The following is a 25,129-nucleotide window of genomic DNA, read 5'->3' on the forward strand; positions in this document are numbered from 1 at the left end:
CTGCCCGGCCCGGACGTCCGGGCCGGGCAGGGCTGACTACCCGGCCGGCTTGAGCGGGTCGTGGCCCAGGGACATGAGCCGGTGGCGCCACGCGGCGTCGCCGGCCCTCGTCTCGGCGTCGTCGCCGCGCAGCTCGGTGATCTCGGCGACGACGCCCTCCATGAGCGTGACGTCGTCGGGGGTGAGGTCCGTGCGCCGCTTGGCGAGGACGCCGAGCACCTGACGGGAGCGGTCGCTGCCGGCCTGGTCGGGCAGGGCGTCGACGCCGTCGCCGGAGTCGGCGGTGGCGAGCCACTCCTGGAGCTCGCGCGAGGTCATGTTGACCACGGTGTGGAAGTCCTCCCACAGCTGGTCGGAGACGAGGTCCTCGGCCATTGCACACCTCCGGTGTCGGTCCGTGTCGGGGCCTCGACGGTAGGTCGGGGCCTGCTCGGCCGCACCCGGAGGTGTCAGGTGAGGCTGGGCAGGTGCTCCCGCGCGAAGGCGAGGGACTCCGCGAGCGCCGCCTCCCGTTCGGCCGGCCTCATCTTGCGCGTGGTGACCTCGACGGCGACGGAGCCGGTGAAGCCGAGCTCCGGCAGCGCCCGCAGCACCTCCTCGCAGGGCTGGCTGCCCCGGCCGGGTGCCAGGTGCTCGTCCCGGTTGGACCCGGTGGAGTCGGTGAGGTGGAGGTGCGCCAGGCGGCCCCCGAGCCGTCGCGCCACCTCGAGGGAGTCCTGCCCCGCCACGCCCGCGTGGGACAGGTCGAGGGTGACGTGCTCGTAGCCCAGGTCGACGGGGTCCCAGTGCGGCAGGTAGGCGTGCCGCTCCTTGGTCCGCGAGCCGTCCTTGGCCCGCGCCTTCCACGGGAACATGTTCTCGACGGCGAGCTTGACCTCGGTCGCGGCCTGGCGCCGGGCGATGCCCTCGACGAAACCGGCCGCGTAGTCGCGCTGCCAGCGGAAGGGCGGGTGGACGACGACGGCCTCCGCGCCGACGGCCTCGGCGAGCTCGACGGAGCGGTCGATCTTGCCCCAGGGGTCGGTGCCCCACACGCGCTGGGTGAGCAGCAGCGTGGGCGAGTGGATCGACAGGACGGGCACGCCGTAGGTCTCGGCCAGCTCGCCGAGCCGGCGCGCGTCACGGGTCTCGGGCCACTTCCAGACCATGACCTCCACGCCGTCGTAGCCCAGCCGTGCCGCGTCGGCGAAGCAGGACTCCGTGCTGCTGGGGTAGCAGGAGGAGGTGGACAGGAGGATCGGGGGGACCCTCACGAACGCGGCTCCTCGCCGTCCGCCGGCGCCGCGGGCCGCCGCTGCCCGTAGCGCGGGTTGCCGTGCGCGTCCTCGAGCGGCGTGAAGCTGCGCGCCGGCGGCTGGGGCGGCGCCTCGGCGGGCGGCGCCCCGGCCGGACCGGGCTGCGGGGTCCCCTGGGCGCCGTAGGGGCCCGGGGCGGGCGCCGGCGGCACCGGCTGCTGCTGGACCGGGTCGGCGCCCACGCGGGTGCGGATGCCGGCCTCACCCAGGAGGCGCATCGCCTCGCCCACCCGGCTCTGCTCGCACAGCAGCGCGTAGCGGCTGGCGACGACCTGGCTGGAGGAGGTGAAGTCGCGCTTGCCGCCGGTGAAGGCGTAGGAGACGAGGGCGAAGAGGATGCCGAAGGCCGCGCCGATGACGAGCGCGGGCAGCAGCATCACCAGCGTGTTGCCCTCGGACAGCAGCCCGAAGAGAAGGCCGACGAACAGACCGAACCATGCTCCCGACATCGCACCCGCGAGCGCGACGCGGGGGTAGGAGAGCCGTCCGGTGATGCGCTCCACCATGCGCAGGTCCGTCCCGACGATCGTCGTGTGCTGCACCTCGAACTCCTTGTCGGAGAGGAGGTCGACGGCACGCTGCGCCTCGAGGTACGTGTCGAAGGAGGCGATCTGGACGCCGGTGGGGAGGGTCGGCGTCGGGGGCACGCCACCCCTGCTGCTGGAGAAGGCCATAGGCCGATTGTCTCCCCTGTGCCGCCGCTCCGCTACAAGCCGCCGCCCATCGCACCGAGGCCTCCCCCACATCGTCGCCACTGGTGGGTCGTGCGACGCCCCACGCCCGCGGGCCGTCGCACGACCCACGTGCGACGTTGCGGGGAGGGCGGGCGGGGCGGACGGACGCCGATACTCCTAGGCTGGCGACTGTGAGTACACCCGTGAGCAGGAGCGCGCCCACCCGGGTCTTCGTCGGCAGGCTGGCGGGGACCTCCGTCTTCGACCCGCTCGGCGACCCGGTCGGCAAGGTGCACGACGTCGTCGTGCTCATCCGCACCAGCTCGCTGCCCCGGGCGGTGGGCCTCGTCGTCGAGGTGCCCGGCAAGCGCCGGGTGTTCCTCCCGCTGAGCCGGGTCGTGAGCATCAGCACCGGGGCCGTCATCACGACCGGACTGCTCAACATCCGCCGCTTCTCCCAGCGGGCCAGCGAGACGCTCGTCGTCGGCCAGCTCGTCGACCGGCGGGTGACGATGGCCGACGGCAGCGGGACCGCCGTCGTCACCGACGTCGCGATCGAGCAGCAGCGCAACCGCGACTGGCTCGTCACCCAGCTCTTCGTCGAACGCAGCGGGGCGAGCCGCGGGCTGCGACGCCGCCGCGGGGAGCAGCTCATCGTGGACGTCGACGACGTCGTCGACATCTCCGGCGACGCAGGCCCCCAGCCCGCCACGACGCTGCTGTCCACGATGGAGGACCTCAAGCCCGCCGACGTCGCCGACGTCCTGCACGACCTCCCGCCGAACCGGCAGATCGAGGTCGCCGCCGAGCTGTCCGACGACCGCCTCGCCGACGTCCTGGAGGAGCTGAGCGAGGACGACCGCGTGGCCATCGTCTCGGGGCTGGACGCCAACCGCGCCGCCGACGTCCTGGACGTCATGCAGCCCGACGACGCCGCCGACCTCGTCAACGAGCTCCCGCCCGACGTCGCCCGCTCCCTCCTCGACCTCATGGAGCCGGAGGAGGCCGAGGACGTGCGCCGCCTCATCGCCTACGAGGAGCGCGCCGCCGGTGGCCTCATGACGACCGAGCCGATCATCCTGCCCCCGGAGGCGACCGTCGCCGCCGCCCTCGCCAGCGCCCGACGCCCGGACGTGACCCCGGCGCTGGCCACGATGGTCTTCGTCGTGCGCCCACCGCTGGAGACGCCGTCGGGGCGGCTGCTCGGCGTCGTCCACATCCAGCGTGCCTTGCGCGAGCCGCCCAGCGCCCAGCTCGGCTCGATGCTCGACTCCGACATCGAGACCGTCGGACCGCACGCGGACATCGGCAAGATCACCCGCCTGCTGGCGACCTACAACCTCACCGCGCTGCCCGTCGTCGACGAGGAGCGCCGCCTGCTGGGCGCGATCAGCGTCGACGACGTCCTGGACCACCTGCTGCCCGACGACTGGCGCGACGCCGACACCGAGGCGACCGACACCGCGATGACGAGGAGTGCCCATGGCTGAGCGGCTCGACACGCCACTGCCCACCCGCCGACGCTGGCTGCGCCGGCCCCGGGTCGACTCCGACGCCGTCGGCAGCACCGCCGAGGCCATCGCCCGCTTCACCGGCACGCCGCGCTTCCTCGTCTACCTCTCGGCCTTCGTCATCGTGTGGCTGGCGTGGAACACGTGGGGTCCAGAGCCGCTGCGCTTCGACTCCGCGGCGCTCGGCTTCACGGCGCTCACCCTCATGCTCTCCCTCCAGGCCTCGTACGCGGCGCCGCTCATCCTGCTGGCCCAGAACCGGCAGGACGACCGTGACCGGGTGACCGCCGAGCAGGACCGGCAGCGGGCCGAGCGCAACCTCGCCGACACCGAGTACCTCGCCCGGGAGCTCGCCGCCCTGCGGCTGGCGCTCGGCGACGTCGCCACCCGCGACTTCGTGCGCTCCGAGCTGCGCAGCGTGCTCGAGGAGCTCCGCGACGAGGACGAGGAGCGCGACACCGCCCGCTGAGGTCGTCACGCGGCGGAAACGCGGGAAACGTCGGCGTAACAGGCAGGTCAATAGCGTCCCAAGGGTTGTCCCCCCGAACCAGGAGGAACCCCTGATGCACGGACCTTCCCGAGCAGGGCGCGGCTGCGCCGCCGCCCTGCTCGCCACCGCTCTCGTCCTCACCTCGGCCTCGGCCGGGCAGGCCGCCCCCGACTCCCCGGTCGTCGTCGACGGCGAAGGCTGGAGCGTCGAGCAGGCGCCCGGCGGCTACGTCGTCACCCTCGAGCTCGACGAGCCGCTGCCCGTCCGGGCGGCCGTCCCCCAGCTCGTGGCCGACGGTGAGCCACTCGGCCTGGCCCGCGAGTCGCTCGACGGGCTGTCCCTCAGCGCCGTCACGACCGACGACGCGGTGCTGGACGCCGAGGAGATCACCCTCTCGTGGGGGGAGGAGGACCAGGCGCTGCGCTCCTCGGGCAGCCGGACCACCGGTCCGCAGGCCGTGGACCCCGAGCCGGGCGACCGCGAGGTGCTCGACGTCGACCCCGCGCAGGACGGCGACTACACCGTCGGGCGCGCCGACTACGACCTGGGCACCCAGGCCGTCGACCTCGTCGAGATCGGCGGGATCAAGGGCGAGATGCGAGCCGCCGTCTACTACCCGGTCGAGGCGCAGGGCGAGCGCCCCGTCGTCGTCTTCCAGCACGGGCGCCACGGTTCCTGCTCCCAGGGCACGCCCAACCCGAACCGCTACCCGTGCGGGCCCGACCAGGTGGAGATCCCCAGCTACCTCGGCTACGACGCCCCCGCCGAGACCCTCGCCTCGCTCGGCTACGTCGTCGTCTCGGTCTCGGCCAACGCGATCAACTCCAACGACAACCAGCTCGCCATCGACTACGGCGCCACGGCCCGTGGCGGCCTGGTGCTGTCCCACCTCGACCTCCTCGCCGAGGCCAACGCCGGCACGGCGCCCGAGCTCGACCCGGTGCTCCGCGGCCGCCTCGACCTCGACCGCGTGGGACTCATGGGCCACTCGCGCGGCGGTGACGGCGTCGTCCGTGCCGCCCTCATGAACGCCGAGCGCACCGAGCCCTACGGCATCGAGTCCGTGCTGCCGCTGGCACCGGTCGACTTCGGCCGCCTCAGCCTGCCGGGTGTCCCGACCTACACCGTGCTCCCGTACTGCGACGGTGACGTCGTCAACCTCCAGGGGCAGCACTTCTTCGAGGACTCCCGGTACGCCGTCGACGACGACGTGCTGCGGGCCACCGCCCTCGTCATGGGCGCCAACCACAACTTCTTCAACACCGTCTGGACCCCGGGCCTGTACCCCTACTCCGTCTCCGACGACTGGGCGTTCCAGGACCGCTCGCAGACCAACACCGTCTGCGGCGCGTCCGCGGAGCCCCGCCTGCCCGCCGCCGAGCAGTACGCGCTCGGTGACGCCTACATCTCCGGCTGGTTCCGCCTCACCATGGGCGGGGAGGAGGAGCTGCTGCCCCTCTTCGACGGCTCCGGCGCCCTGCCGGCCTCGATCGGCGACGCCGAGGTCTTCACCGTCGCCCAGCAGCCCGGCTCCTCCCGTGTGGACGTCGCCCCGCTCACGGCCGACAGCCCTCGCGTCCGCGCCGCCGGTGGGGCCCGTCTCACCTACTGCGCCTCGCTCAGCGAGCGCCCCTACCCGCAGCAGGTCAGCCCGTGCGCCGACATCGCGGACGTGACCAGCTCCCAGGCGCCGCACTGGACGCCGATGCGCTTCGCGCCGTCGGCCCCGGCCGGCCAGATGGCGATCCTCGAGTGGTCCACGGCGGGCGCGGGCCTGCGGGCCGACGTCCCGGCAGGCGCCCGCGACGTCACCGACCTCAGCAACCTCACCTTCCGGGCGGCCCCGACGCTCGCCGGCGCGCAGGACCTCACCGTCACCCTCGTCGACGGCGCCGGCCGCTCGGCCAGTGCCCTCGTCTCCGAGGTGAGCGAGGCGCTCAGCCCGCTGCCCGGTGAGGCCAGCCCGCTGCGCAAGGTCTACCTGCGGGCGGTCGAGATCCCGCTGAGCACCTTCGAGGGGGTCGAGCTCACCGACGTCCGCCAGGTCCGCCTGGCCGGCGTCGGCGACTCGGGCGCCGCGTACCTGTCCGACCTCACCTTCTCGTCCCCCGCGGTCGGCAGCCCCGGCACCGGTGACATCCCGAGCCTCACCGTCGCCGACGCCACCGTCAACGAGGGCACGGGCCCGGGCACGGCCGCCGTCGCGCTGCGGCTCAGCGCCCCGTCGGCGACGGCGGTACGGACGTACGTCGAGGCGAACGGCGGGGAGACCGGCGCCCAGCGGCTGGCCGCGCCGGTCGTCATCCCGGCCGGCCAGACCTGTGTCGTCTTCGACGTGCCCCTCGAGGGCGACCGACGCACCGCCACCGTCCCCACGACCAGCGTCACCGTGACCGCGGCAGCCGTCGTCGGCGCCTCGAGCGCCGACACCTTCGGGCAACTCAGCGTCCGTGAGGACGACGCCGTCGTCGACCGCGACGGCATCGTCCACGACATGGCACCGGACCCGGGCCCGCAGGGTGACGTCTGCGCCACGGCCCCGGAGGAGCCCGGCGAGCCCACCGAACCCACCGAGCCCGGCACCCCCGCCCTGACGACCGGCTTCTTCCTCAACGACGGCTGGGGCCCCTGGGCCACCTACGCCTTCCGCTACGGCCGGGCCACCGACGAGGTCCTCGTCGGTGACTGGGACGGGGACAGCAACGACACCATCACGCTGCGCCGGGGCCGCGAGCTCCACGTCTCCGACGCCCAGCGCGGCGGTGACGCGGCACGCGTGTTCAGCTACGGCCGCGCCGGCGACGTCGTCCTCGTCGGCGACTGGGACGGGGACGGCGTGGACACCCTCGCGGTGCGCCGCGGCAACGAGTACCACCTGAAGAACTCGGTGACGGGCGGGGCGGCCGACGTCGTCGTCCGGTACGGCCGGGCCGGTGACGAGGTCGTCGTGGGCGACTGGGACGGGGACGGCAAGGACACCCTCGCGGTGCGCCGCGGCAAGGAGTACCACGTCCGCAACAGCCTCACCGCCGGACCCGCGCAGCAGGTCCTCACCTACGGACGGGCCACCGACGTCGTCCTCGCCGGCGACTGGGACGCCGACGGCAAGGACACCTTCGCGGTGCGCCGCGGGAACGTCTACCACGTGAAGAACGCGATCAGCGGCGGCGACGCGGACCGCGTCCAGTCCTACGGCCGGGCCGCCGACGAGGTCTTCGTCGGCGACTGGAACGGTGACGGCCGCGACACCCTGGGGGTGCGCCGCACCTCCTAGACCCGCGCTGCCCGGCGAGGCCCGCACCGACCACGGTGCGGGCCTCGTCGTGCTTGCGGTCACAGGCATCTCGGGGCGCTGGGACGGGGCACGGGAGCCACCTACGATGGGGGTATGTCTGCCCCCACCGTCGAAGCGATCCGCACCGAGCTGGAGAAGGTCCTCGACCCCGAGATCCGTCGCCCCATCACCGAGCTGGGGATGGTGCGGTCCGTGGAGGTCGACGGCGGTGACGTCGTCGTCGGCATCGACCTCACCACCGCCGGCTGCCCCCTGCGGTCGACGATCACCAAGGACGTCACCGCCGCCGCCCAGCGGGTGCAGGGCGTCGCCGACGTCCGCGTCGACATGGGCGTGATGAGCGAGGAGCAGCGCAAGTCGCTGCGCTCCCAGCTGCGCGGCGGCGTCGCCGAGCCGACCATCCCCTTCTCCGAGCCGGGCAACCTCACCCGCGTCTACGCCGTCACCTCCGGCAAGGGTGGGGTGGGCAAGTCCTCCGTGACGGCGAACCTCGCCGCGGCGATGGCCGCCGAGGGGCTCAAGGTGGGCGTCGTGGACGCCGACATCTACGGCTTCTCCATCCCCCGCATGCTCGGCGTGGAGCACAGCCCCACCAAGGTCGACGACATGATCCTGCCGCCGGTCGCCGGTGACGTGAAGGTCATCTCGATCGGCATGTTCGCCCCTCCCGGGCGCCCGATCGTGTGGCGCGGACCGATGCTCCACCGCGCGCTGCAGCAGTTCCTCGCCGACGTCTTCTGGGGCGACCTCGACGTCCTCCTCCTCGACCTGCCGCCCGGCACCGGTGACATCGCCATCTCCGTGGGCCAGCTCCTGCCGAACGCCGAGCTGCTCGTCGTCACCACGCCCCAGTCCGCGGCCGCGGAGGTCGCCGAGCGCGCCGGCTCCCTGGCCGGGCAGACGAACCAGCACGTCGTCGGCGTCATCGAGAACATGTCGTGGCTCGAGCAGCCCGACGGCCAGCGCGTGGAGCTCTTCGGCTCCGGCGGCGGCCAGCAGGTCGCGGACAACCTCTCGGCCGGCCTCGGCTACGACGTCCCGCTGCTGGGCCAGGTGCCGCTGGAGATCAAGCTCCGCGAGGGCGGTGACTCCGGGCGACCCTTCGTCCAGGACGACGACTCCCCCGCCGCCGACGTGCTGCGCACCGTGGCCAAGCGGCTGAGCCAGCGGGCCCGCGGCCTGGCCGGGCGCTCCCTGGGCATCAGCCCGCTCTGACGCCGTCGACCGCTCGCCCTGGCGGCCCGCTGGGGCGCGCTACGTGGCCTCGTCGTCGAAGGGGGCGCGGCCACCGGGCGCCCTCGGGGGCCGGGCCGGGCGGTCGTCGTCCTCACGCAGGGCGTCGCGGACGATGCGCCGCGGGTCGTACTGGCGCGGGTCGAGCGAGCGCAGGTCGAGGTCCTCGAACTCCGGGCCCAGCTCGGCGCGGACGCGCTCGGTGGTGTCCGTGGTGAGCCGGCGCAGGTTCCGCACCAGCCCCGCGAGCTGCTGCGCGTACTGCGGCAGCCGTTCGGGGCCGATGAGGATGACGGCCAGCAGCGCGATGACCGCTAGCTCGGACCCGTTGATCGGCACGCCCCCAGGATAGGCCGACCGCTACTCGCTCCCCGCCTCGTCCAGCACGACCTCGACCTCGCGCTCCTCCCCGCCGTCACGTCGCACGGTGAGAACCACCGTGTCGCCCGGCGCGCGGGAGCGGACCGCGACGATGAGCTCGGAGGGCGTCGTCACCGGCTGTCCGTCGAAGTGCGTGATGACGTCGCCGGGCTCGATGCCCGCCATCTCCCCCGGCCCGCCGGGCGTGACGGCGGGCGTCGCGGCGCCGGCGTCGTCCTCGAGCACCTGCACGCCCTCGCCCTGGTAGCGGGTGTCGAGGGCGACCCCGATGACGGGGTAGGTGGCGCGGCCGGTCTCGATGATCTGCTCGGCGGTGCGGCGCACCTGGTTGGAGGGGATGGAGAAGCCCAGTCCGATGCTGCCGGTCGGCTGCCCGCCCGCCTGGGCGATGGCCGTGTTGATGCCGATGACCTCACCGGCGGTGTTGATGAGCGGTCCGCCCGAGTTGCCCGGGTTGATGGCGGCGTCGGTCTGGATCGCGTTGATGAACGAGGCACCGTCCCCGGAGCTGCCGGCCTGGACGGGGCGGTTGAGCGCCGAGATGATCCCGCTCGTCACCGTGCCCTCCAGACCGAGCGGGGCGCCGACGGCGACGACGGGGTCCCCGACGACGACGCCGTCGGAGTCCGCGAGCGGCAGCGGCGTCAGGCCGTCCCGGTCGACCTTGAGGACAGCGAGGTCGTAGTCCGCCGTGCGGCCCACGATCTCGGCGGGCAGCTGGCTGCCGTCGGCGAGGGTGACGGCGACGGTGCCGCCACCGTCCGCGGCGGCGTCGATGACGTGGTTGTTGGTCACGACGTAGCCGTCCTCGCGCAGCACCATCCCACTGCCGCTGGAGGCGGTGTCCCCGCCGAACACCTCGATGAAGACGGTGCTCTCCAGCGCGGCGGCGGCGATGCCGGCGACGGACTCCGGCGCGCGGCTGGTCGAGACGGGGTTGCCCGACGCGGGCAGCGCGGACCCCGAGGACGTCGCCGGCCACAGCCAGCGCGCGCCGAGCGCCCCGAGGACGATGCCCGCGAGCAGGGCGACGAGCACGAGGAGGACGACGACGCCCGCCCCCACGCCCCGCCGGCGCCGTCCGCGCGGCTGGTCACCACGGGGAGCCTCCGGTGGCGCGCCGCCCTGCCACGAGCCCGGTGCGGGCCACGTGTAGGGCTGCGCGGGAGCGGCACCGGCCGGCTCCGAGGACGCCGACGCGTAGCCCGAGGGGCCGGCGGGCTCCGCCGGGGCGGACGCGGGCGGGTAGCCGGACCCGCGGGTGAGGGGCCACGCACCCTCCGGCGAGGACCACGGCAGCCGCTGGCCGTCCTGCCCGGTCGCGTCGGGGGACGGCGGCTGCTGCGCCGGGGAGCCGGGCCGCCACCAGGCGTCGTCCCGCTCGTCACGGGCGTGCTCGCCGGGCTCGGACGTGCCGGCCGCCGGACCGGCGAGCGGCTGCGTGACGGGGGCGCCGTCGTCGTCCGCGCGCGGGGGCACCTCGTCCACGCTGTACGGCTCCGGCCGGGGCGCGGGCGAGGGCGGGTAGCCGTGCTCGTGCTCGTCGGGTCGCTCGCTCATGGGCACAGTCTCCTCCCAGATCGGGGCGCGGGCCGCCTCAGCCCAGCGCCCACCCCGTCACGGTGTCCCAGCCGCGCACGAACCGGGCACCGACCGAGGTGTCGTACTCGCCGTCGGGCAGGGCGGCGAGGATGGCGTCGCTCACCGACGCGTCGTCGGGTGCCGCGAGGACGACGACGACGCAGCCCTCGCTCTGCAGGGCGAGGTCGTGCACGCCGCTGCGCAGGAGGAGGGCGTCACGCTGACCGACGAGCTCGGTCTGCAGCTGGTCCGCGGCCTCGCCCGCCAGCACCCCGCGCTGCTGGAGGACCCGCACGTGCGCCATGGCGCCGGCGATCTCCACCTCGAGCACCTCACCGTCCTCGGTCTCGTGCACGGCGACGTCCACCACCCGCATCCCGCTGGGCAGCGACTCGGGCGCGCTCCACCCCTGCTCGGACATCCACGCGACGACGTCGCCGCTCACCTCGCCGCTCGCGTCGGCGAGCTCCTCGGGGCGCTCCCCGACGTTGCCCGACACGACGTCGAGGATGGCGTGCGGGTCCGTCCGCGGCTCGGACAGGCTCCCGACGACGACGAGACCGACGGCGCAGGCCGCGGCCAGCCCGCCGGCACCCGCCGCGGCGAGCAGGACGCGCCGCCCGCGGGGCGCGCGCTCCTCCGGGCCCGGCCGCAGCGCGAGCAGGCGCGCGGTGAGCTCGGGGCCCGGCTCGACGTCCCACGCCTGGCTGAGCATCGTCCGTGAGGCGCGCTCCTGGCCGAGCAGCCAGTGGCAGCGCGCGCAGGCCGCGGCGTGGGCGAGCAGCTCCTCGGCCTCGGCGGCGGGCAGCTGACCGTCGACGAGCGGGGCGACCCTGGACCCCAGGTGGCTCACGAGACCACCTCGCTGTCCACGGTGCCCGGGCGCAGGTGGCCGAGCCGGTCACGGAGCATGGCGCGGCCGCGGTGGATGCGCGAGCGGACCGTGCCCATCTTGATCCCGAGCGTCGCGGCGATCTCCTCGTAGGACAGGCCCTCGACGTCGCACAGGACGACGGCGACGCGGTACTTGGGAGGCAGCTCGTCCAGCGCCTCCTGGATGTCCGGGTCCACGTGCCCGTGCTCGTAGCGCCGGTGCAGGTCGTGCTGCTCGTGGGACGCGGGGACCTGCTCGGCGTTCTCCCCGAGGTGGGTGAGCCGCACGCGTGAGCGCTTGCGAGCGCCGTCGAGGAAGAGGTTGGTGGTGATGCGGTGCAGCCAGCCCTCGAAGGAGCCGGGCTGGTAGGAGTGGAGCGAGCGGAACACCCGGATGAAGGTCTCCTGGGTGAGGTCCTCGGCGTCGGCCCTGTTGCCGGTGAGCCGGTAGGCGAGGCGGTAGACCCGCGCGGAGTGGTCGCGCACGACCTCCTCCCACGACGGCACGCTCCACGTGGTCTCGTCCTGAGTGGTCATGCGGCGGCCTCTTCCGTGCGGTCTGGGTGCCAGGGTACGAGGAGAACCTGGGGAGGACCTGGGAGTGGGACCGGTGCCACGGCGCTACGATCGAGGTCGACCCTCGTCCGTGCGCACCCAGGAGGCACCACCATCGCTGCCGAGAAGGCCCTCAGCTGGGCCTACACCGAGGAGTTCGTGCCCGAGGACGAGGTCGCCGCCGGCGCGCGCCGGCGGGCGGAGGAGCTCGGCGCCACCGCGGTGAGCCCGGGGACCGGTGCGGCGCTGCGGCTGCTGGCCGCCGCCGTCGGCGCCCGCGCCGTCGTCGAGATCGGCACGGGGACGGGCGTGAGCGGCCTGTGGCTGCTCGGCGGGATGAGCCCCGACGGCGTCCTCACGACCATCGACGTCGACACCGACCACCAGCGCGCCGCCCGCGAGGCCTTCACCGCGGCGGGGGTGAGGTCGGCACGCACGCGCCTCATCTCCGGCCGCGCCATGGACGTGCTGCCGCGCATGGCGGACAACGCCTACGACCTCGTGCTCGTCGACGCCGACCCGGCCGAGGCCGCCGACTACGTCGAGCAGGCCACCCGCATGCTGCGCGTGGGCGGCGTGCTCGCCGTGACCAACACCCTGTGGCACGACCGCGTGGCCGACCCCGCCCGACGCGACGAGCCGACGGTCGCGATGCGCGAGCTGGGCAAGACGGTGCGCGCCGACGAGCGCCTCACCACCGCCCTGCTGCCCTCCGGCACCGGCCTCCTCGCCGCCGTCCGCCGCCGCTGACGCACCACGCCCCTCCCCGGCGCCGCACCCCCGCCCCCCTCTTGCCGAGTACGCACATACGGTCACCGCGGGCGCCTACGAGGCGCTCGGGGTGACCGTATGTGCGTACTCGCGGAAGGGAGGGCGGCGCGGCGCGGGTGCCGTGCCGTGCCGCGCCGCGGTCAGTCCTGGAAGCCGTCGAGGACCGACGCCGAGCCGGACAGGCCCAGGCGGGTGGCGCCGGCCTCGATCATCGCCTGGGCGGCCGCGGCGTCGCGGATGCCGCCGGACGCCTTGACCCCGAGGCGGCCGTCCACGGTGCGGGCCATGAGCTCGACGGCGTGGACGCTGGCGCCTCCGGTGGGGTGGAAGCCGGTGGACGTCTTGACGAAGTCCGCGCCGGCCGACTCGGAGGCCCGGCAGGCGGCGATGATCTGCTCGTCGTCCAGGGCGGCGGACTCGATGATGACCTTGAGGACGGCCGGGGCCGGCACGGCCGCGCGGACCGCGGCGATGTCCGCCTCGACGGCGGCCCAGTTCCCCGCGAGGGCCTCGCCGAGGTTGATGACCATGTCCACCTCGTCCGCGCCGTCGGCGACGGCGCGGGCTGCCTCGGCCGCCTTGACCTCGCTGTGGTGGGCACCGGAGGGGAAGCCGCAGACAGTGGCCACGACGAGGCCCTCGGCGCCCTCGAGCGGCAGCTGGGACGGGGAGACGCACACGGCGAGGACCCCGAGCTCGCGGGCGTCGGCGACGAGCGCCGCGACCTGCTCGCGGGTGGCCTCGGGCTTGAGCAGGGTGTGGTCGATCATCTGGGCGACGGCGTGACGGGTGGTCATGTGCTTCCTCCTGGGCTCGGTGCCCCGAGCCTATCGGCTAGGCCTCCTCGCCCTCGTCGGGGTCGCCGTCGTCCACGGGGACCTCGATGGCCTGCTCGACCTGGTCCGCCTCGGCGGCCTCGCGGTCGGGGTCGACGACCTCGGGCGGGTCGTAGTCCTCACCGGTCTCGGGGTCGAGCGCGGCCACGGCCTCCTCGGGGTCGGGCAGGTCCTCGGCGGGGGGCGGGCTCACTGGAGTGCTCATCGTCTCCCTCTCTCGGGTCGCTCACGGGCCTCCCAGTGTGGCCCGTGAGCGGGCGACGTGCAGGGCGGGCGGCTCAGGCAGGGACGGGCAGCAGCGCGGCGACGACGTGCGTCCAGCCGCCGAGGGCGCGCAGCGGCTCGGTGCGCCCGAGCAGGTCCGCGGACGGCACCGTGAGGACCGAGCCCCGCGAGGGCTCGTAGATGCGCAGCGTGCCGGGCACCGCCGCCCCGGACGGAGGCGGGACGGCGAGGACGACGTGGCGCGGGACGGCGTGGGCGAGCCCGCCGCGGACGTCCCCGCCCGTGTACAGCGGCACGGGGTGCCCGCGCCGGTTGGCGGCCTCGACCAGCCCGAGCACCGTGGCGCCGTCCTCGGTGGTGTCGTCGACGGGGCGCACGCGGTAGCGCACCCCGGGGAAGCGGGCCTCGCGTGCCGCGGTCCACGGCGGCGTCCCGAGCCCGGCGGGCCAGGGCAGCGGGCCGAGGGCGCGTCTCCCGGTCGCGGCCTTCACCCGCTGCTGGGCTGCGGCGAAGCGCTCGGCCGCGCCACCGGGGACGTCCTCGTGCGGCACCTCCGGCGGACGCGGGCCGGCGGGCAGCTGGCCGGTCTCCAGCCACTGCGCCAGCGCCGGGTCACCGGTGGCGGCGAGCATGACGAGCACGGCCGAGCCGCAGGTGGTCGCGTCGACCTGCCGGGCGCGGGCGCCGCCGAGCAGGACGGGCAGCCCGTCCGCGGGCTCCCCTGCGTCCGCGACGGCGACCGGCCCCGTGGTCGCGTGCGGCGTGCGCACGGGCCGGCTCAGCGCGGCCAGCGGGGCCGTCAGCTGCCACCTGTGCCATGACGACGTCGCCACGTCAGCCCGCGATCTTCTCGAGGACGACGTCGCCGCCCACCTGGCCGTCGCCCGCGCCGACGTCGATGCCGCCCTCGAGCGCCTGCCGGGCGCGGTCGAAGCGCTCGGGCGTGTCGGTGTGCATGGTGAGCAGCGGCTGCCCCGCGCGGACCGTGTCGCCCGGCTTGACGTGCAGCTCGACGCCGGCCCCGGCCTGCACCGCGTCACCCTGGCGGGCGCGGCCCGCGCCCAGGCGCCACGCGCACACCCCGACGGCGTAGGCGTCCAGACGGTCGACCACGCCGTCGGCCTGGGCGGTCAGCGTCTCGGTCTCCCGGGCCGTGGGCAGCGCCGCGTCCGGGTCGCCGCCCTGGGCGCTGATCATGCGGCGCCACACGTCCATGGCGCGGCCGTCGGCCAGCGCCGCGCGGGGGTCGGCGTCGGTGCGGCCGGCGGCGTCGAGCATCTCGCGGGCCAGGGCGACGGTGAGCTCGACGACGTCCTCGGGTCCGCCGCCGGCGAGGACCTCGACGGACTCGCGGACCTCGAGCGCGTTGCCCGCCGTGAGGCCGAGCGGGGTGGACATGTCGGTGAGGAGCGCCGTCGTGCGCACCCCGGCGTCGCTGCCGAGGGCCACCATCGTGCGGGCGAGCTCGCGTGCGGCGTCGAGGTCCTTCATGAACGCGCCGGAGCCGACCTTGACGTCGAGCACGAGCGAGTCGGTGCCCTCGGCGATCTTCTTGCTCATGATCGAGGAGGCGATGAGCGGGATCGCCTCGACGGTGCCGGTCGTGTCGCGCAGCGCGTAGAGCTTCTTGTCCGCCGGGGCCAGGCCCGTGCCGGCCGCGCAGATGACCGCGCCGACGTCCTCGAGCTGGCGCAGGATCGCGTCGTTGTCGAGGTCGGCGCGCCAGCCCGGGATCGCCTCGAGCTTGTCCAGGGTGCCGCCGGTGTGGCCCAGGCCGCGGCCCGAGAGCTGAGGGACGGCGACGTCGAAGACGGCCACGAGCGGGGCGAGCGGCAGGGTGATCTTGTCGCCCACGCCGCCCGTGGAGTGCTTGTCCGAGGTGGGGCGGGACAGGCCGGAGAAGTCCATCCGGCTGCCGGAGGCGATCATCGCCGTGGTCCACCGGGAGATCTCGTCGCGGCCCATGCCCCGCAGGAAGATCGCCATCGCCAGCGCCGACATCTGCTCGTCGGCGACGACCCCACGGGTGTAGGCGTCGATCACCCAGTCGATCTCGGCGGGGGCGAGGACGCCGCCGCCGCGCTTGGTCCGGATGAGGTCGACGACGTCGAAGGCTTCGGTCATGGGCCCCACCCTAGGACGAGGCGCACGACGGCGCCGACAGCAGGGCTGGCGTGCCCACGGGACCGGGGGCGCACCGCCGTCGTGCGCGACGTCCTAGCGGGAGGTCCACTCGTCGAGGTGGGCGGGGCCGAAGGCCTCCGGCAGCACCTCCGTCATCGGGTGGATGCCGCTCGGCGTCTCGACGAGGAGCTCGGGGCCACCGTGCTCCCACAGGAGCTGGCGGCAGCGGCCGCAGGGGACGATGACGCGCCCCTCGCCGTCGACGCAGGTGAAGGCGACGAGCCGGCCGCCGCCGGTGGCGTGCAACGCGGAGACGAGCCCGCACTCGGCGCACAGGCCGATGCCGTAGGAGGCGTTCTCGACGTTGCAGCCCGTGACGGTGCGGCCGTCGTCGACGAGCGCGGCCGCGCCCACGGGGTAGGTGGAGTAGGGCACGTAGGCGCGGGCGACCATCCCCCGCGCCAGCTCGCGCAGTCGCTCCCAGGTGGCGTCGTCGATCATGGCTTCCTCCAGGTGGGGGCGCTGCGCGAGCGGGCGGGCTACTTGACGTAGGGGGTGTTCTCCGCGGCGGGTGCGCGCACCCGGCCGACGAAGCCGGCGACGGCGAAGATCGTCACGACGTAGGGCAGCATGAGGAGGAACTCCCCGGGGATGCCGCTGCCGCCCATCGCGCTGAGCATGTTCGCCAGGTTGCGCGAGAACCCGAAGAGCAGCGCGGCGGCGAGCGCGCCGAGCGGGTTCCACCGGCCGAGGATCATCGCGGCCAGCGCGATGAAGCCGTTGCCGGCGGACATGTCACGGCCGAACGCGAGGCCGGAGCCGACGGTGAAGAAGGCGCCGCCCAGGCCGGCGAGCGCGCCGCCGAGGATCGGGGTGACCCAGCGGGTGCGGATGACGTCGATGCCGACGGTGTCCGCGGCCTTCGGGTGCTCGCCGACGGCGCGCACCCGCAGGCCCCACCGGCTGCGGAACAGGAAGAACTGCAGCGCGATGACGGCGGCGTACATGAGGTAGACGAGGATGTTCTGGTTGAACAGCACCGGGCCGACGACCGGGATGTCCGAGAGCAGCGGCACCGGCAGGGAGGGCAGGCGCTGGCGCTGGTTGAGGTCGGGGTTCTCGCTGAGCACGGTGGAGAAGAAGAAGCTCGTCACACCGAGGACGAGCACGTTGAGCACGACGCCGACGATGATCTGGTCCACCCAGTACTTCACGCTGAAGAACACGAGGAGCACGCCGACGAGGGCACCGGCGACCGGCGCGGCGACGACGCCGAGGTACGGGCTCGTCGTGATCGAGGCGACGACCGCCGCGAGGAACGCGCCGCCGAGCAGCTGACCCTCGATCGCGATGTTGATGACGCCCGACCGCTCGCACATCACCCCCGACAGCGCACCGAAGACGAGCGGCACGGACAGCGCGAGCGCGCCGGTGAGCAGGGAGGTCACCGGGATGGTGCCGCCGATGCCCTGCCAGGTGAGGAAGGCCAGGACGAAGGCGGCGCCGAAGACGGCCGGCGGCCACCAGCCCAGCGGCTGGCGACGGGTGGCGCGGTACGCCGAGTAGCCCGTCACGGCGGCCATGACGAGGGTGAGCACCCACAGCGCCGGGACCGTGGGGACCTCGGTGTTGGGGATCTCCGCGAGCTCCCCGCCCGTGGCGGTGCGGAACGTCGTCGTGCCCGACTCGGTGAACAGCGTGAAGCCGAGCAGGGAGATGAGGGTGAAGACGGCCATGAACGCCGGCCCACGCCACTTGACGGGCGGCAGCACCGCGGAGTCGCGGGCGTCGGGGCGGGCGAGCGTGGTCTGGCTCATGCCGAGGCCTCCTTGGCGGCGAGCACGGTGGACTTCCCGCGCGAACGGTCCGGTGCCGGCAGGCGGAAGATCGCCCGGACGAGGGGCGGGGCCGCGATGAGCAGCACGATGACCGACTGGACGACGAGGATGATGTCGATCGGGGTCTGGGTGGTGGACTGCATGAGGAAGCCACCGGCCTTGAGCGCCCCGAACAGCAGGCCCGCCGCGAAGGTGCCCCACGGGGTGGCCCGACCGAGCAGGGCGACGGTGATCGCGTCGAAGCCGTAGCTCGCGGCGACGCCCGCGGTGAGGATCTGCTCGGTGCCGAGCACCTGCGCCGACCCGCCCAGGCCGCTGAGGCCTCCGGCGATGACGAGCGCGAGGATCGTCACCTTGGCGACCGAGACGCCCGCGGTGCGCGCGGCCTCGGCGTTGGCGCCGACGGCCCGCAGCTCGAAGCCGAAGGTGGACCGCTCCACGAGCCACCACACGGCGGCGGTGACGAGGATGACGAGGATGAAGCCGAAGTGGAGGCGGAAGCCCTCCCCCAGGAGCAGCGGGTACAGCGCGGTGTCCCGGACGTTGGGCGAGCGCGGCAGCGCGGAGCCGGACTGCTGGAAGGCCGGCTGGGTGAGGACCCAGCCGATGAGGTACACCGCGATGTTGTTGAGCATGATCGTGACGATCACCTCGTTGGCGCCGGTGCGGGCCTTGAGCACACCGGCGATCCCCGCCCAGATCGCGCCACCGAGCACCGCGCCGAGGACGGCGAGGATGACGTGGAGCACGACGGGCAGCTCGAGGGAGAAGCCGATCCAGCCACCGAGGATGGCGCCCACGATGATCTGCCCCTGGCCACCGATGTTGAACATCCCGGCACGGAAGGCGATGGCGATGCCGAGACCGGTGAAGATCAGGGGCACGGAGAAGACGAGCGTCTCCGTGAGCGGCCGGATCGCGCGGGTGAAGGTCTCGGCCTGGTAGTCGAAGACCGAGCCGCGGAACAGGGCGGCGTAGGCCTGGGAGACGGCGTCCCACACGGCGCCGACGAAGTCCATCGGCCGCGCGAAGAGGTAGCCGGCGGTCTCCTGGACACGGGTGTCGGCGGCCGCGATGAGGATGCCGCTGAGCAGCAGCGCGACGACGATCGCCAGGACCGTGACGAGCCAGCCGCCCGAGAGGAGGTCCCGGACGAACTGCGCGGTGCGGGTGCGGGGCTCCTCCTGCGGGACCTGCTCCGCCGAGGCGGGGGACTCCTCCGCCTGGGCGACGACGTCCCCGGGGTGCTCGGCGGGGCGCCGGGTCTCCTCCTCGCTCACGGCGCGGTCTCCTCACTCGTGTTGTCCGCCGCGGACATCGCGGTGCGGTGCTGGGCGGCCTGGGACAGCGCCTCCTCGTAGGGGACGCCGGCCATCATGAGGCCGAGGACGTCGCGCTCGGTGTCCCCCGGGACGACGCCGACGACGCGCCCCCGGTACATGACGGCGATGCGGTCGGCCAGGGCCATGACCTCGTCGAGCTCGGTCGAGACGATGAGCACCGGGGTGCCCTTGTCCCGCTCGGCGACGATCTCCTTGTGGATGAACTCGATCGACCCGACGTCGACGCCGCGGGTGGGCTGGGAGGCCACGAGCAGCCGCAGCGGACGTGACATCTCCCGCGCGATGACGACCTTCTGCTGGTTGCCGCCGGAGAGCGTGGAGATGGGGTCGTGCACCGAGGTGAGGCGCACGTCGAACTGCTCCGCCCGCCGGTGCGCGTTCTCCTCGACGACCCCCGGCTTGAGGCTGCCGAGCGAGGCGAAGGGCTGCGTGTCGTACACGTCGAGGATGAAGTTCTCCGCCACGGTGAAGCCGGCGATGACCCCGCCCGTGGAGCGGTCCTCGGGGACGAAGCCGATGCCGGCCCGCAGCCGCTGCTTGACCGACCTGCCGACGAGCTCCTTGCCGTCCAGGACGATCGAGCCGGAGACCGGCTCGACGAGGCCGAGGATCGTCTCGGTCAGCTCGGTCTGGCCGTTGCCCTGGACACCGGCGACGACGACGATCTCCCCGTGCCGGACGGTGAGGTCGAGGCGGTCGACGGCGACCTGGCCCTTGCCGTCGAGGACGGACAGGTCGGTGACGACGAAGGACTCCTCCCCCGGCGCGGCGTGGCCCTTGTCGACGGCCATGCTCACCGAGCGGCCGACCATGAGGGAGGCGAGCTCGGTCTCCGAGCTCTGCGGGCTCGCCTCGCCGACGACCTTCCCGCGGCGGATGACCGTGATGGAGTCGGCGATCGCGCGGACCTCGCGGAGCTTGTGCGTGATGAAGACGATCGAGGTGCCCTCGGCCTTGAGCTGGCGCATGATGCCGATGAGCTCGTCGGTCTCCTGCGGGGTGAGCACCGCCGTCGGCTCGTCGAGGATGAGCACCCTGGCGTCCCGCGAGAGCGCCTTGATGATCTCCACGCGCTGCTGCACACCGACGGGCAGGTCCTCGATGACGGCGTCGGGGTCGACGTCGAAACCGAAGCGGTCGGAGATCTCCTTGACCCGCTTGCGCGCCTCGCGCTGACTGATGATGCCCAGGGGCCCGGTCGGCTCGTAGCCGAGGGCGACCGACTCGGCGACGGTGAAGACCGGGACGAGCATGAAGTGCTGGTGGACCATGCCGATGCCGGCGGCGACGGCGTCGCCGGGGCCGGAGAAGGTCGCGGGCTGCCCGTCGAGGAGGACCTGCCCCTCGTCCGGGTCGTACAGGCCGTAGAGCACGTTCATCAGGGTGCTCTTGCCGGCCCCGTTCTCACCGAGCAGGGCGTGGATCTCCCCGGGCTCCACGACGAGGTCGATGTGGTCGTTGGCGACCAGGGGGCCGAAGCGCTTGGTGATGCCGCGAAGCTCGAGCTTCACATCCGCTCCATCACTAGGGGCCGCGGCGACGCGGCCGGAGGGCTGGACGCCGCGGCGTCCGTGGAGGACGAACGGTGACGGCCCGGCCACGGGTTGGCCGGGCCGTCACTGTGCGTGGTGGGTCAGGGAGCGTTGACGGTCTCGACGGCGAGCTCGCCCGAGATGATCTGCTCCTGGAGCCCCTCGACCTGGTCGAGCAGCTCCTGCGGGATGTCGGCGCTGCCGGTGGCGAGGCTGACGCCGCCGTTGGCGAGGTCACCGATGTAGGGCTCGCCGGTGAAGCTGCCCTCGAGGCCGGCCTTGATGGTCTCGAAGACACCCGCGCCGATCTCCTTGACGACGGAGGCCAGCACGATGTCGGCGTAGTCGGTGGAGGCGGTCCAGTCGGAGTCGACACCGACGATCCACACGTCACCGGCGCTCTCGGCGGCGGCGGCCGCACCGAGGCCGACGGGGCCGGCGACCGGCATGATGACGTCGGCGCCCTGGGCGATGAACTGCTCGGTCAGCGCCTGGCCCTGGCCCTGGTCCTCGAAGCCGCCGGAGAACGTGCCGTCCTGCGCCTCCTTGTCCCAGCCGAGGACCTGGACGTCGCCGTCGTTGTCCTCGTTGAACTTGGCGACGCCGTCGACGAAGCCGTCCATGAAGATGTTGACCGACGGGATCGGCAGACCACCGAAGGTGGCGACCGTGCCGGTCTCGCTCATGCCCGCGGCGACGTAGCCCGCGAGGTAGGCGGCCTCGGCCGTGTTGAAGATGATGGGAGCGGCGTTGGGCAGCTCGACCGGCACCGGGGGCGCGTCGGCACCCTCACCCGGGTCGGAGAAGGTCGCGTCGACGAGGCCGAAGTTCACGTCCGTGTTGCCCTCGGCGGCCGCCTGGATCGGGTCCTCGAGGAGGAAGCCGACGCCGATGGTCATGTCGCAGCCCTGCTGGACCATGGAGTCGACGTTCGGCCCGAAGTCCGCGTCGGACTGGGACTCGGCGTCGTTGAGCTGGATCCCGAGCTCCTCCTGGGCGCGCATGCCGCCCTCCATGGCCGACTGGTTGAAGGACTGGTCCTCCCAGCCGCCCTGGTCGGAGATGAGGCAGGCGAGGTAGTCGACCTCCTCGGCGGAGCCGGTGGCCTCCTCGGTGGTGGCCTCGCCGGCGGGCTCGGTGCTGTCGTCCTCCGGCGCGTCACCGCACGCCGCGAGTGCCAGCGTGGCGACGGCCGCGAGAGCGGTCGCGTAGATCGTCTTCTTCACGCTTGTCTCCTGGGGATGGTGTGAGGCCGGTGGCCGGCGGAACGATGGAGGCGTTCACCGTGACCTATCGGCTGCGTACGGCCGACTGTAAGCCTCCGCGGGCGCGAGATTGGTCGCATGGTGAGATGTGCCTCGGTTCCGTTACACAACCGTTGCTATCGCGCGTGCCCGCGACCGGACAGGACGGGCGCGCCGCCCCGGGAGCCGAGCCGGGACGGCGTCGCGACCCGCGGCTCGTGGCCGGCACGCTGCGCGGTGCGGGCGAGCACCCGCGCCCCGATGCCGATCGCCCGCTCGTCGACGACGAGATCACCCTGGTGGAGGTCGTAGGCGGGGGCGTCGGGCGTCCGGGTCCCCAGCCGCACCATGGCTCCGGGCACGCGCGAGAGGTACCAGGCGAAGTCCTCCCCGCCGAGGGACTGCTCGGTGAGCACGACGGCGTCACTCCCGAGGACCTCCCGCGTGGCGCCGTCGAGCAGGCGCACGCACTGCTCGTCGTTGACGACGGGGGGCATGCCCCGCTGGTGCTTGAGCTCGACCTCGACACCGAGCGGGGCCAGGAGGTCCGCGACGACGTCGTCGACGAGCTTTCCCGCCCGCTCCCAGGTCTCCACGTCCAGCGAGCGCAGCGTCCCGGTCACGGTGCCCACCGAGGGGATGGTGTTCGGCGCGCGGCCCGCGTTGACGGCACCCCACGTGAGGTTGGCCCCAGAGCGCGGGTCCAGGCGCCGGTCGAGCACGGCGGGCAGCTGGGTGATGATGTGGCCCAGGGCGTAGACGACGTCGCCGGTGAGGTGCGGGCGCGAGGTGTGCCCGCCGCTGGAGCGCACGGTGACGGTGACGTTGTCCGAGGCCGCGGTGATCGGCCCGATGCGCGAACCGATCTTGCCGCAGGGGATCTTCGGCGCGCAGTGCAGGGCGTAGATCTGCTCGACGCCGTCGAGGACGCCCTGGTCGAGGAGCTCCTTGGCCCCGCTGGGCTGGACCTCCTCGGCGGGCTGGAGGATGAGCCGCACACCGACCGGCAGCTGTCCCTCCGCCTCGAGCCGGGCGAGGACGAGGCCGGCCCCGAGGACGGCGGTGGCGTGGACGTCGTGGCCGCAGGCGTGCGACACGCCCTTGTGCCGGGACCGGAAGGGCAGCCCGGTGGTCTCGGGGACGGGCAGCGCGTCGATGTCGCCGCGCAGCGCGATCCGCCGTCGTCCGCGCTCCCGCGGGTCGGGGCCGATGTCGCAGACCAGGCCGCTGCCCGAGGTGCGTCGCGGGGACAGGCCGGCGGCGGTGAGCCGGTCGAACAGGAGGGTGGTCGTCTCCTGCTCCATCCAGCCCAGCTCGGGGTTGGCGTGGATCTGGCGACGGATCGCCACCAGCTCCTCCTCCAGCTCGGCGGCGAGCTGGACGATGCGGTCGGCGTGGGGGACGTCATTCACCCCAGCGACCTTAGCGCCCCTCAGCGGAGCGCGTCGGGCAGGAGGTCGACGACCTCCTTGAGCCGCTGGGCGTGGTCGGTCGTCGTGACGAGCAGCGCGTCGGGCGTGTCGACGACGACGGCGCCCGGCAGCCCCAGCACCGCGACCAGCCGGTCCGTGGCGGGGACGAGGACGGCGCCGGCGCTGTCGACGGCGTGGGTCCGGCCCTCGCCCAGCGTCCGCACGCCGTCCGGACCGGCGGGGAGCAGCGCCGCGAGCGAGCGCCAGTCCCCGACGTCGTCCCAGCCCAGCTCCGCGGGGACGACCGCCACCCCGCCCTCGGCGGCGACGGGCTCGGCGACGGCGTGGTCGATGGCGATGCGGGTGAGCCGCGGCCACTCGCGCGCGAGGACCTCCGCCCGGTCCGGCCCGTCCCAGGCGCGGGCGATGGCGAGCAGACCGTCGTGCAGCGGGGGCTGCAGCCGGCGCAGGTGCTCGAGCAGCACCTCGGCGCGGACGACGAACATGCCCGCGTTCCACCGGTAGCGGCCGGTGGCGAGGTACCCGGCGGCCGTCGCGGCGTCGGGCTTCTCGGCGAAGGAGACGACGTGGAGCGCGGAGGGCGCGGCGTCGACCCCGAGGTGCGCGCCGGACTCGACGTAGCCGAAGGCCGTCGAGGGGTGGTCGGCCTCCACCCCGAGGGTCACGACGTACCCGGCACGGGCCGCGGCGACGGCCTCGCGGACGGCGGCGGCGAAGGCCGCGGGCCGGCGCACGACGTGGTCGGCGGCGAAGGAGCCGACGACGACGTCGCCGTGCCGCTCACGCAGGAGGGCCGCCGCGAGCCCGATCGCGGCCATCGAGTCCCGGCCCGAGGGCTCGGTGAGCAGGGCGGGCTCGGCGAGGTCCGGCAGCTGCTCGCGCACCCCCGCGGCGTGCGGCTCGCCCGTGACGACCGTGACGCCGTCGGCGAGGGGGGCGAGCCGGTCCCAGGTGCCCTGGAGGAGCGTGCGCCCGCTCCCCGTGAGGTCGAGGAGGAACTTGGGGTGCGCACGGCGTGAGAGCGGCCACAGCCGGGTGCCGGCACCGCCGGCGGGCACGACGGCGTGGAAGCCGGGGATCGCGTCGGAACTCATGGACGCAGCCTAGACAGCCACCCCTCCGGCGACCGGCGGGCGCCCTACCGGTGTCCGGGCCCATGGTCCCGACCACGTCCACGAAGTGGATACCATGCTGGTGTGTCCACCACTCATACTGCAGCGCGGCAGGTCAAGGGCCGCCGCACGTCGGTCGCCCTCAAGCTCGTCATGGCCGTCACCGGCGTCATCTTCCTGCTCTTCGTGCTGGCCCACCTGTACGGCAACCTCAAGGCGCTGTCCGGCCAGCAGGCCTTCGACGACTACGCCCACCACCTGCGGGTGCTCGGCGAGCCGATGCTGCCGGAGTCCGGCTTCCTGTGGGTCATGCGCCTGGGCCTCATCGTCAGCCTCGTGCTCCACGTGTGGTCCGCGATCGTGCTCGCGCGGCGCAACCGCGCGGCCCGCACGCAGAAGTACGTGATGAAGAAGTCGGTCTCCTCGAGCCTGTCCTCGCGGACGATGATGTGGGGCGGCCTGGCGCTCCTCCTGTTCATCGTCTTCCACATCCTGCAGTTCACGACCCTGACGATCGAGGTCGGCGGCTCCTTCGACAGCCCCTACGACCGCCTCGTCGCCGCCTTCGAGACGTGGTGGCTCGTGGCCATCTACGTCGTCGCGATGATCGCGCTCGGCATGCACCTGCGCCACGGCATCTTCAGCGCCGCGCAGACCCTCGGCTGGTCCAACCGCACGCGCCAGCCGATGATCAAGGCAGTAGCCCTGGCCGTCGCGGTCCTCGTCGTCGTCGGCTTCCTCGTCCCGCCGCTCGCCATCGCCTTCGGGCTCGTCTAGACCCGC

24 protein-coding genes are annotated in these 25,129 nt (G+C 73.7%); 6 read left to right on the top strand and 18 right to left on the bottom strand.

The annotated features are described in order from the left end of the window. Positions 1–36: 36 nt before the first annotated feature. The 3 genes from DSZ44_RS06515 to DSZ44_RS06525 all read right to left on the bottom strand — a co-directional run bounded on the left by DSZ44_RS06515 (position 37) and on the right by DSZ44_RS06525 (position 1,969). Positions 37–375 (bottom strand): DUF3140 domain-containing protein, encoded by a 339-nt coding sequence (locus DSZ44_RS06515; protein WP_110851800.1) that lies wholly within the window; start codon positions 373–375, stop codon positions 37–39. A 74-nt stretch (positions 376–449) separates the two neighbouring features. Continuing rightward, the gene (locus DSZ44_RS06520) at positions 450–1,253 is read right to left on the bottom strand and encodes a sugar phosphate isomerase/epimerase family protein (RefSeq protein ID WP_110851801.1); all 804 of its coding nucleotides are present in this window, start codon (positions 1,251–1,253) and stop codon (positions 450–452) included. Continuing rightward, entirely contained in the window at positions 1,250–1,969 is a 720-nt protein-coding gene (locus DSZ44_RS06525; protein ID WP_110851802.1) for a YflT domain-containing protein, read from the bottom strand. The genes DSZ44_RS06520 and DSZ44_RS06525 overlap by 4 nt, the downstream gene beginning before the upstream one ends. Before the next feature lie 191 nt (positions 1,970–2,160). Between DSZ44_RS06525 and DSZ44_RS06530 the strand changes: the two genes are divergently transcribed. From DSZ44_RS06530 to DSZ44_RS06545, 4 genes are all read left to right on the top strand, one after another. Continuing rightward, positions 2,161–3,459 (top strand): magnesium transporter MgtE N-terminal domain-containing protein, encoded by a 1,299-nt coding sequence (locus DSZ44_RS06530; RefSeq protein WP_220035111.1) that lies wholly within the window; start codon positions 2,161–2,163, stop codon positions 3,457–3,459. Further along, positions 3,452–3,949 (top strand): DUF1003 domain-containing protein, encoded by a 498-nt coding sequence (locus DSZ44_RS06535; RefSeq protein ID WP_110851804.1) that lies wholly within the window; start codon positions 3,452–3,454, stop codon positions 3,947–3,949. Before DSZ44_RS06530 ends, DSZ44_RS06535 begins: the two co-directional genes overlap by 8 nt. Positions 3,950–4,043: 94 nt before the next feature. Continuing rightward, positions 4,044–7,244: an alpha/beta hydrolase gene (locus tag DSZ44_RS06540; protein WP_110851805.1), complete on the top strand. Its 3,201-nt coding sequence runs from the start codon at positions 4,044–4,046 to the stop codon at positions 7,242–7,244. 114 nt (positions 7,245–7,358) lie between these two features. After that, positions 7,359–8,480: an Mrp/NBP35 family ATP-binding protein gene (locus DSZ44_RS06545; protein WP_110851806.1), complete on the top strand. Its 1,122-nt coding sequence runs from the start codon at positions 7,359–7,361 to the stop codon at positions 8,478–8,480. A 39-nt stretch (positions 8,481–8,519) separates the two neighbouring features. Here the strand turns inward: DSZ44_RS06545 and DSZ44_RS06550 are convergent, their stop codons facing one another. From DSZ44_RS06550 to sigE, 4 genes are read right to left on the bottom strand one after another with little or no spacing between them, the layout of a single operon-like run. Then, complete coding sequence (locus DSZ44_RS06550; protein ID WP_110851807.1) at positions 8,520–8,837, bottom strand: twin-arginine translocase TatA/TatE family subunit; 318 nt, start codon at positions 8,835–8,837, stop codon at positions 8,520–8,522. Between the two features lie 21 nt (positions 8,838–8,858). Continuing rightward, positions 8,859–10,439 carry a S1C family serine protease gene (locus tag DSZ44_RS06555; RefSeq protein ID WP_110851808.1) on the bottom strand — a complete coding sequence of 527 codons (1,581 nt, stop codon included), beginning with the start codon at positions 10,437–10,439 and terminating at the stop codon, positions 8,859–8,861. A gap of 37 nt (positions 10,440–10,476) precedes the next feature. Further along, complete coding sequence (locus tag DSZ44_RS06560; RefSeq protein WP_110851809.1) at positions 10,477–11,313, bottom strand: zf-HC2 domain-containing protein; 837 nt, start codon at positions 11,311–11,313, stop codon at positions 10,477–10,479. Continuing rightward, positions 11,310–11,870 carry an RNA polymerase sigma factor SigE gene (gene sigE, locus DSZ44_RS06565; RefSeq protein WP_110851810.1) on the bottom strand — a complete coding sequence of 187 codons (561 nt, stop codon included), beginning with the start codon at positions 11,868–11,870 and terminating at the stop codon, positions 11,310–11,312. Before sigE ends, DSZ44_RS06560 begins: the two co-directional genes overlap by 4 nt. Before the next feature lie 132 nt (positions 11,871–12,002). Here sigE and DSZ44_RS06570 point away from each other — a divergent pair, with 132 nt between their 5' ends. Further along, entirely contained in the window at positions 12,003–12,638 is a 636-nt protein-coding gene (locus DSZ44_RS06570) for an O-methyltransferase (protein WP_110851933.1), read from the top strand. Positions 12,639–12,799: 161 nt separating this feature from the next. Here DSZ44_RS06570 and deoC read toward each other — a convergent pair whose 3' ends face one another. The 11 genes from deoC to DSZ44_RS06625 all read right to left on the bottom strand — a co-directional run bounded on the left by deoC (position 12,800) and on the right by DSZ44_RS06625 (position 24,328). Further along, the gene (gene deoC / locus DSZ44_RS06575) at positions 12,800–13,456 is read right to left on the bottom strand and encodes a deoxyribose-phosphate aldolase (RefSeq protein ID WP_110851811.1); all 657 of its coding nucleotides are present in this window, start codon (positions 13,454–13,456) and stop codon (positions 12,800–12,802) included. Positions 13,457–13,493: 37 nt separating this feature from the next. Then, a complete protein-coding gene (locus DSZ44_RS06580) occupies positions 13,494–13,700 on the bottom strand; it encodes an Rv3202a family protein (protein WP_146237489.1) in 207 nt (68 codons plus the stop codon). Between the two features lie 73 nt (positions 13,701–13,773). After that, positions 13,774–14,553 (bottom strand): hypothetical protein, encoded by a 780-nt coding sequence (locus DSZ44_RS06585; RefSeq protein WP_110851813.1) that lies wholly within the window; start codon positions 14,551–14,553, stop codon positions 13,774–13,776. 1 nt (position 14,554) lies between these two features. Beyond that, positions 14,555–15,844: a thymidine phosphorylase gene (locus DSZ44_RS06590; RefSeq protein WP_110851814.1), complete on the bottom strand. Its 1,290-nt coding sequence runs from the start codon at positions 15,842–15,844 to the stop codon at positions 14,555–14,557. A 93-nt stretch (positions 15,845–15,937) separates the two neighbouring features. Then, positions 15,938–16,345, bottom strand: coding sequence for a cytidine deaminase (locus tag DSZ44_RS06595; RefSeq protein ID WP_110851815.1), 408 nt, complete (start codon positions 16,343–16,345; stop codon positions 15,938–15,940). A 38-nt stretch (positions 16,346–16,383) separates the two neighbouring features. Then, the gene (locus DSZ44_RS06600; RefSeq protein WP_110851816.1) at positions 16,384–17,661 is read right to left on the bottom strand and encodes an ABC transporter permease; all 1,278 of its coding nucleotides are present in this window, start codon (positions 17,659–17,661) and stop codon (positions 16,384–16,386) included. Beyond that, positions 17,658–18,962 (bottom strand): ABC transporter permease, encoded by a 1,305-nt coding sequence (locus tag DSZ44_RS06605; protein ID WP_110851817.1) that lies wholly within the window; start codon positions 18,960–18,962, stop codon positions 17,658–17,660. The genes DSZ44_RS06600 and DSZ44_RS06605 overlap by 4 nt, the downstream gene beginning before the upstream one ends. Continuing rightward, on the bottom strand, positions 18,959–20,536 hold the full coding sequence (locus DSZ44_RS06610; RefSeq protein WP_110851818.1) for an ABC transporter ATP-binding protein: 1,578 nt from the start codon (positions 20,534–20,536) through the stop codon (positions 18,959–18,961). Before DSZ44_RS06610 ends, DSZ44_RS06605 begins: the two co-directional genes overlap by 4 nt. Before the next feature lie 122 nt (positions 20,537–20,658). Further along, positions 20,659–21,783 (bottom strand): BMP family lipoprotein, encoded by a 1,125-nt coding sequence (locus tag DSZ44_RS06615; RefSeq protein WP_110851819.1) that lies wholly within the window; start codon positions 21,781–21,783, stop codon positions 20,659–20,661. Between the two features lie 155 nt (positions 21,784–21,938). Then, positions 21,939–23,213, bottom strand: a complete 1,275-nt coding sequence (locus tag DSZ44_RS06620; protein WP_258369280.1) for an amidohydrolase — start codon at positions 23,211–23,213, stop codon at positions 21,939–21,941. A gap of 20 nt (positions 23,214–23,233) precedes the next feature. Beyond that, a complete protein-coding gene (locus DSZ44_RS06625) occupies positions 23,234–24,328 on the bottom strand; it encodes a mannose-1-phosphate guanylyltransferase (protein WP_110851820.1) in 1,095 nt (364 codons plus the stop codon). Positions 24,329–24,430: 102 nt separating this feature from the next. Here DSZ44_RS06625 and DSZ44_RS06630 point away from each other — a divergent pair, with 102 nt between their 5' ends. Next, the gene (locus DSZ44_RS06630) at positions 24,431–25,123 is read left to right on the top strand and encodes a succinate dehydrogenase cytochrome b subunit (protein WP_258369281.1); all 693 of its coding nucleotides are present in this window, start codon (positions 24,431–24,433) and stop codon (positions 25,121–25,123) included. The last annotated feature ends 6 nt before the right edge of the window (positions 25,124–25,129 follow it).

It is taken from the genome of Georgenia satyanarayanai (genome assembly GCF_900116375.1).
Taxonomy (GTDB): domain Bacteria; phylum Actinomycetota; class Actinomycetes; order Actinomycetales; family Actinomycetaceae; genus Oceanitalea; species Oceanitalea nanhaiensis.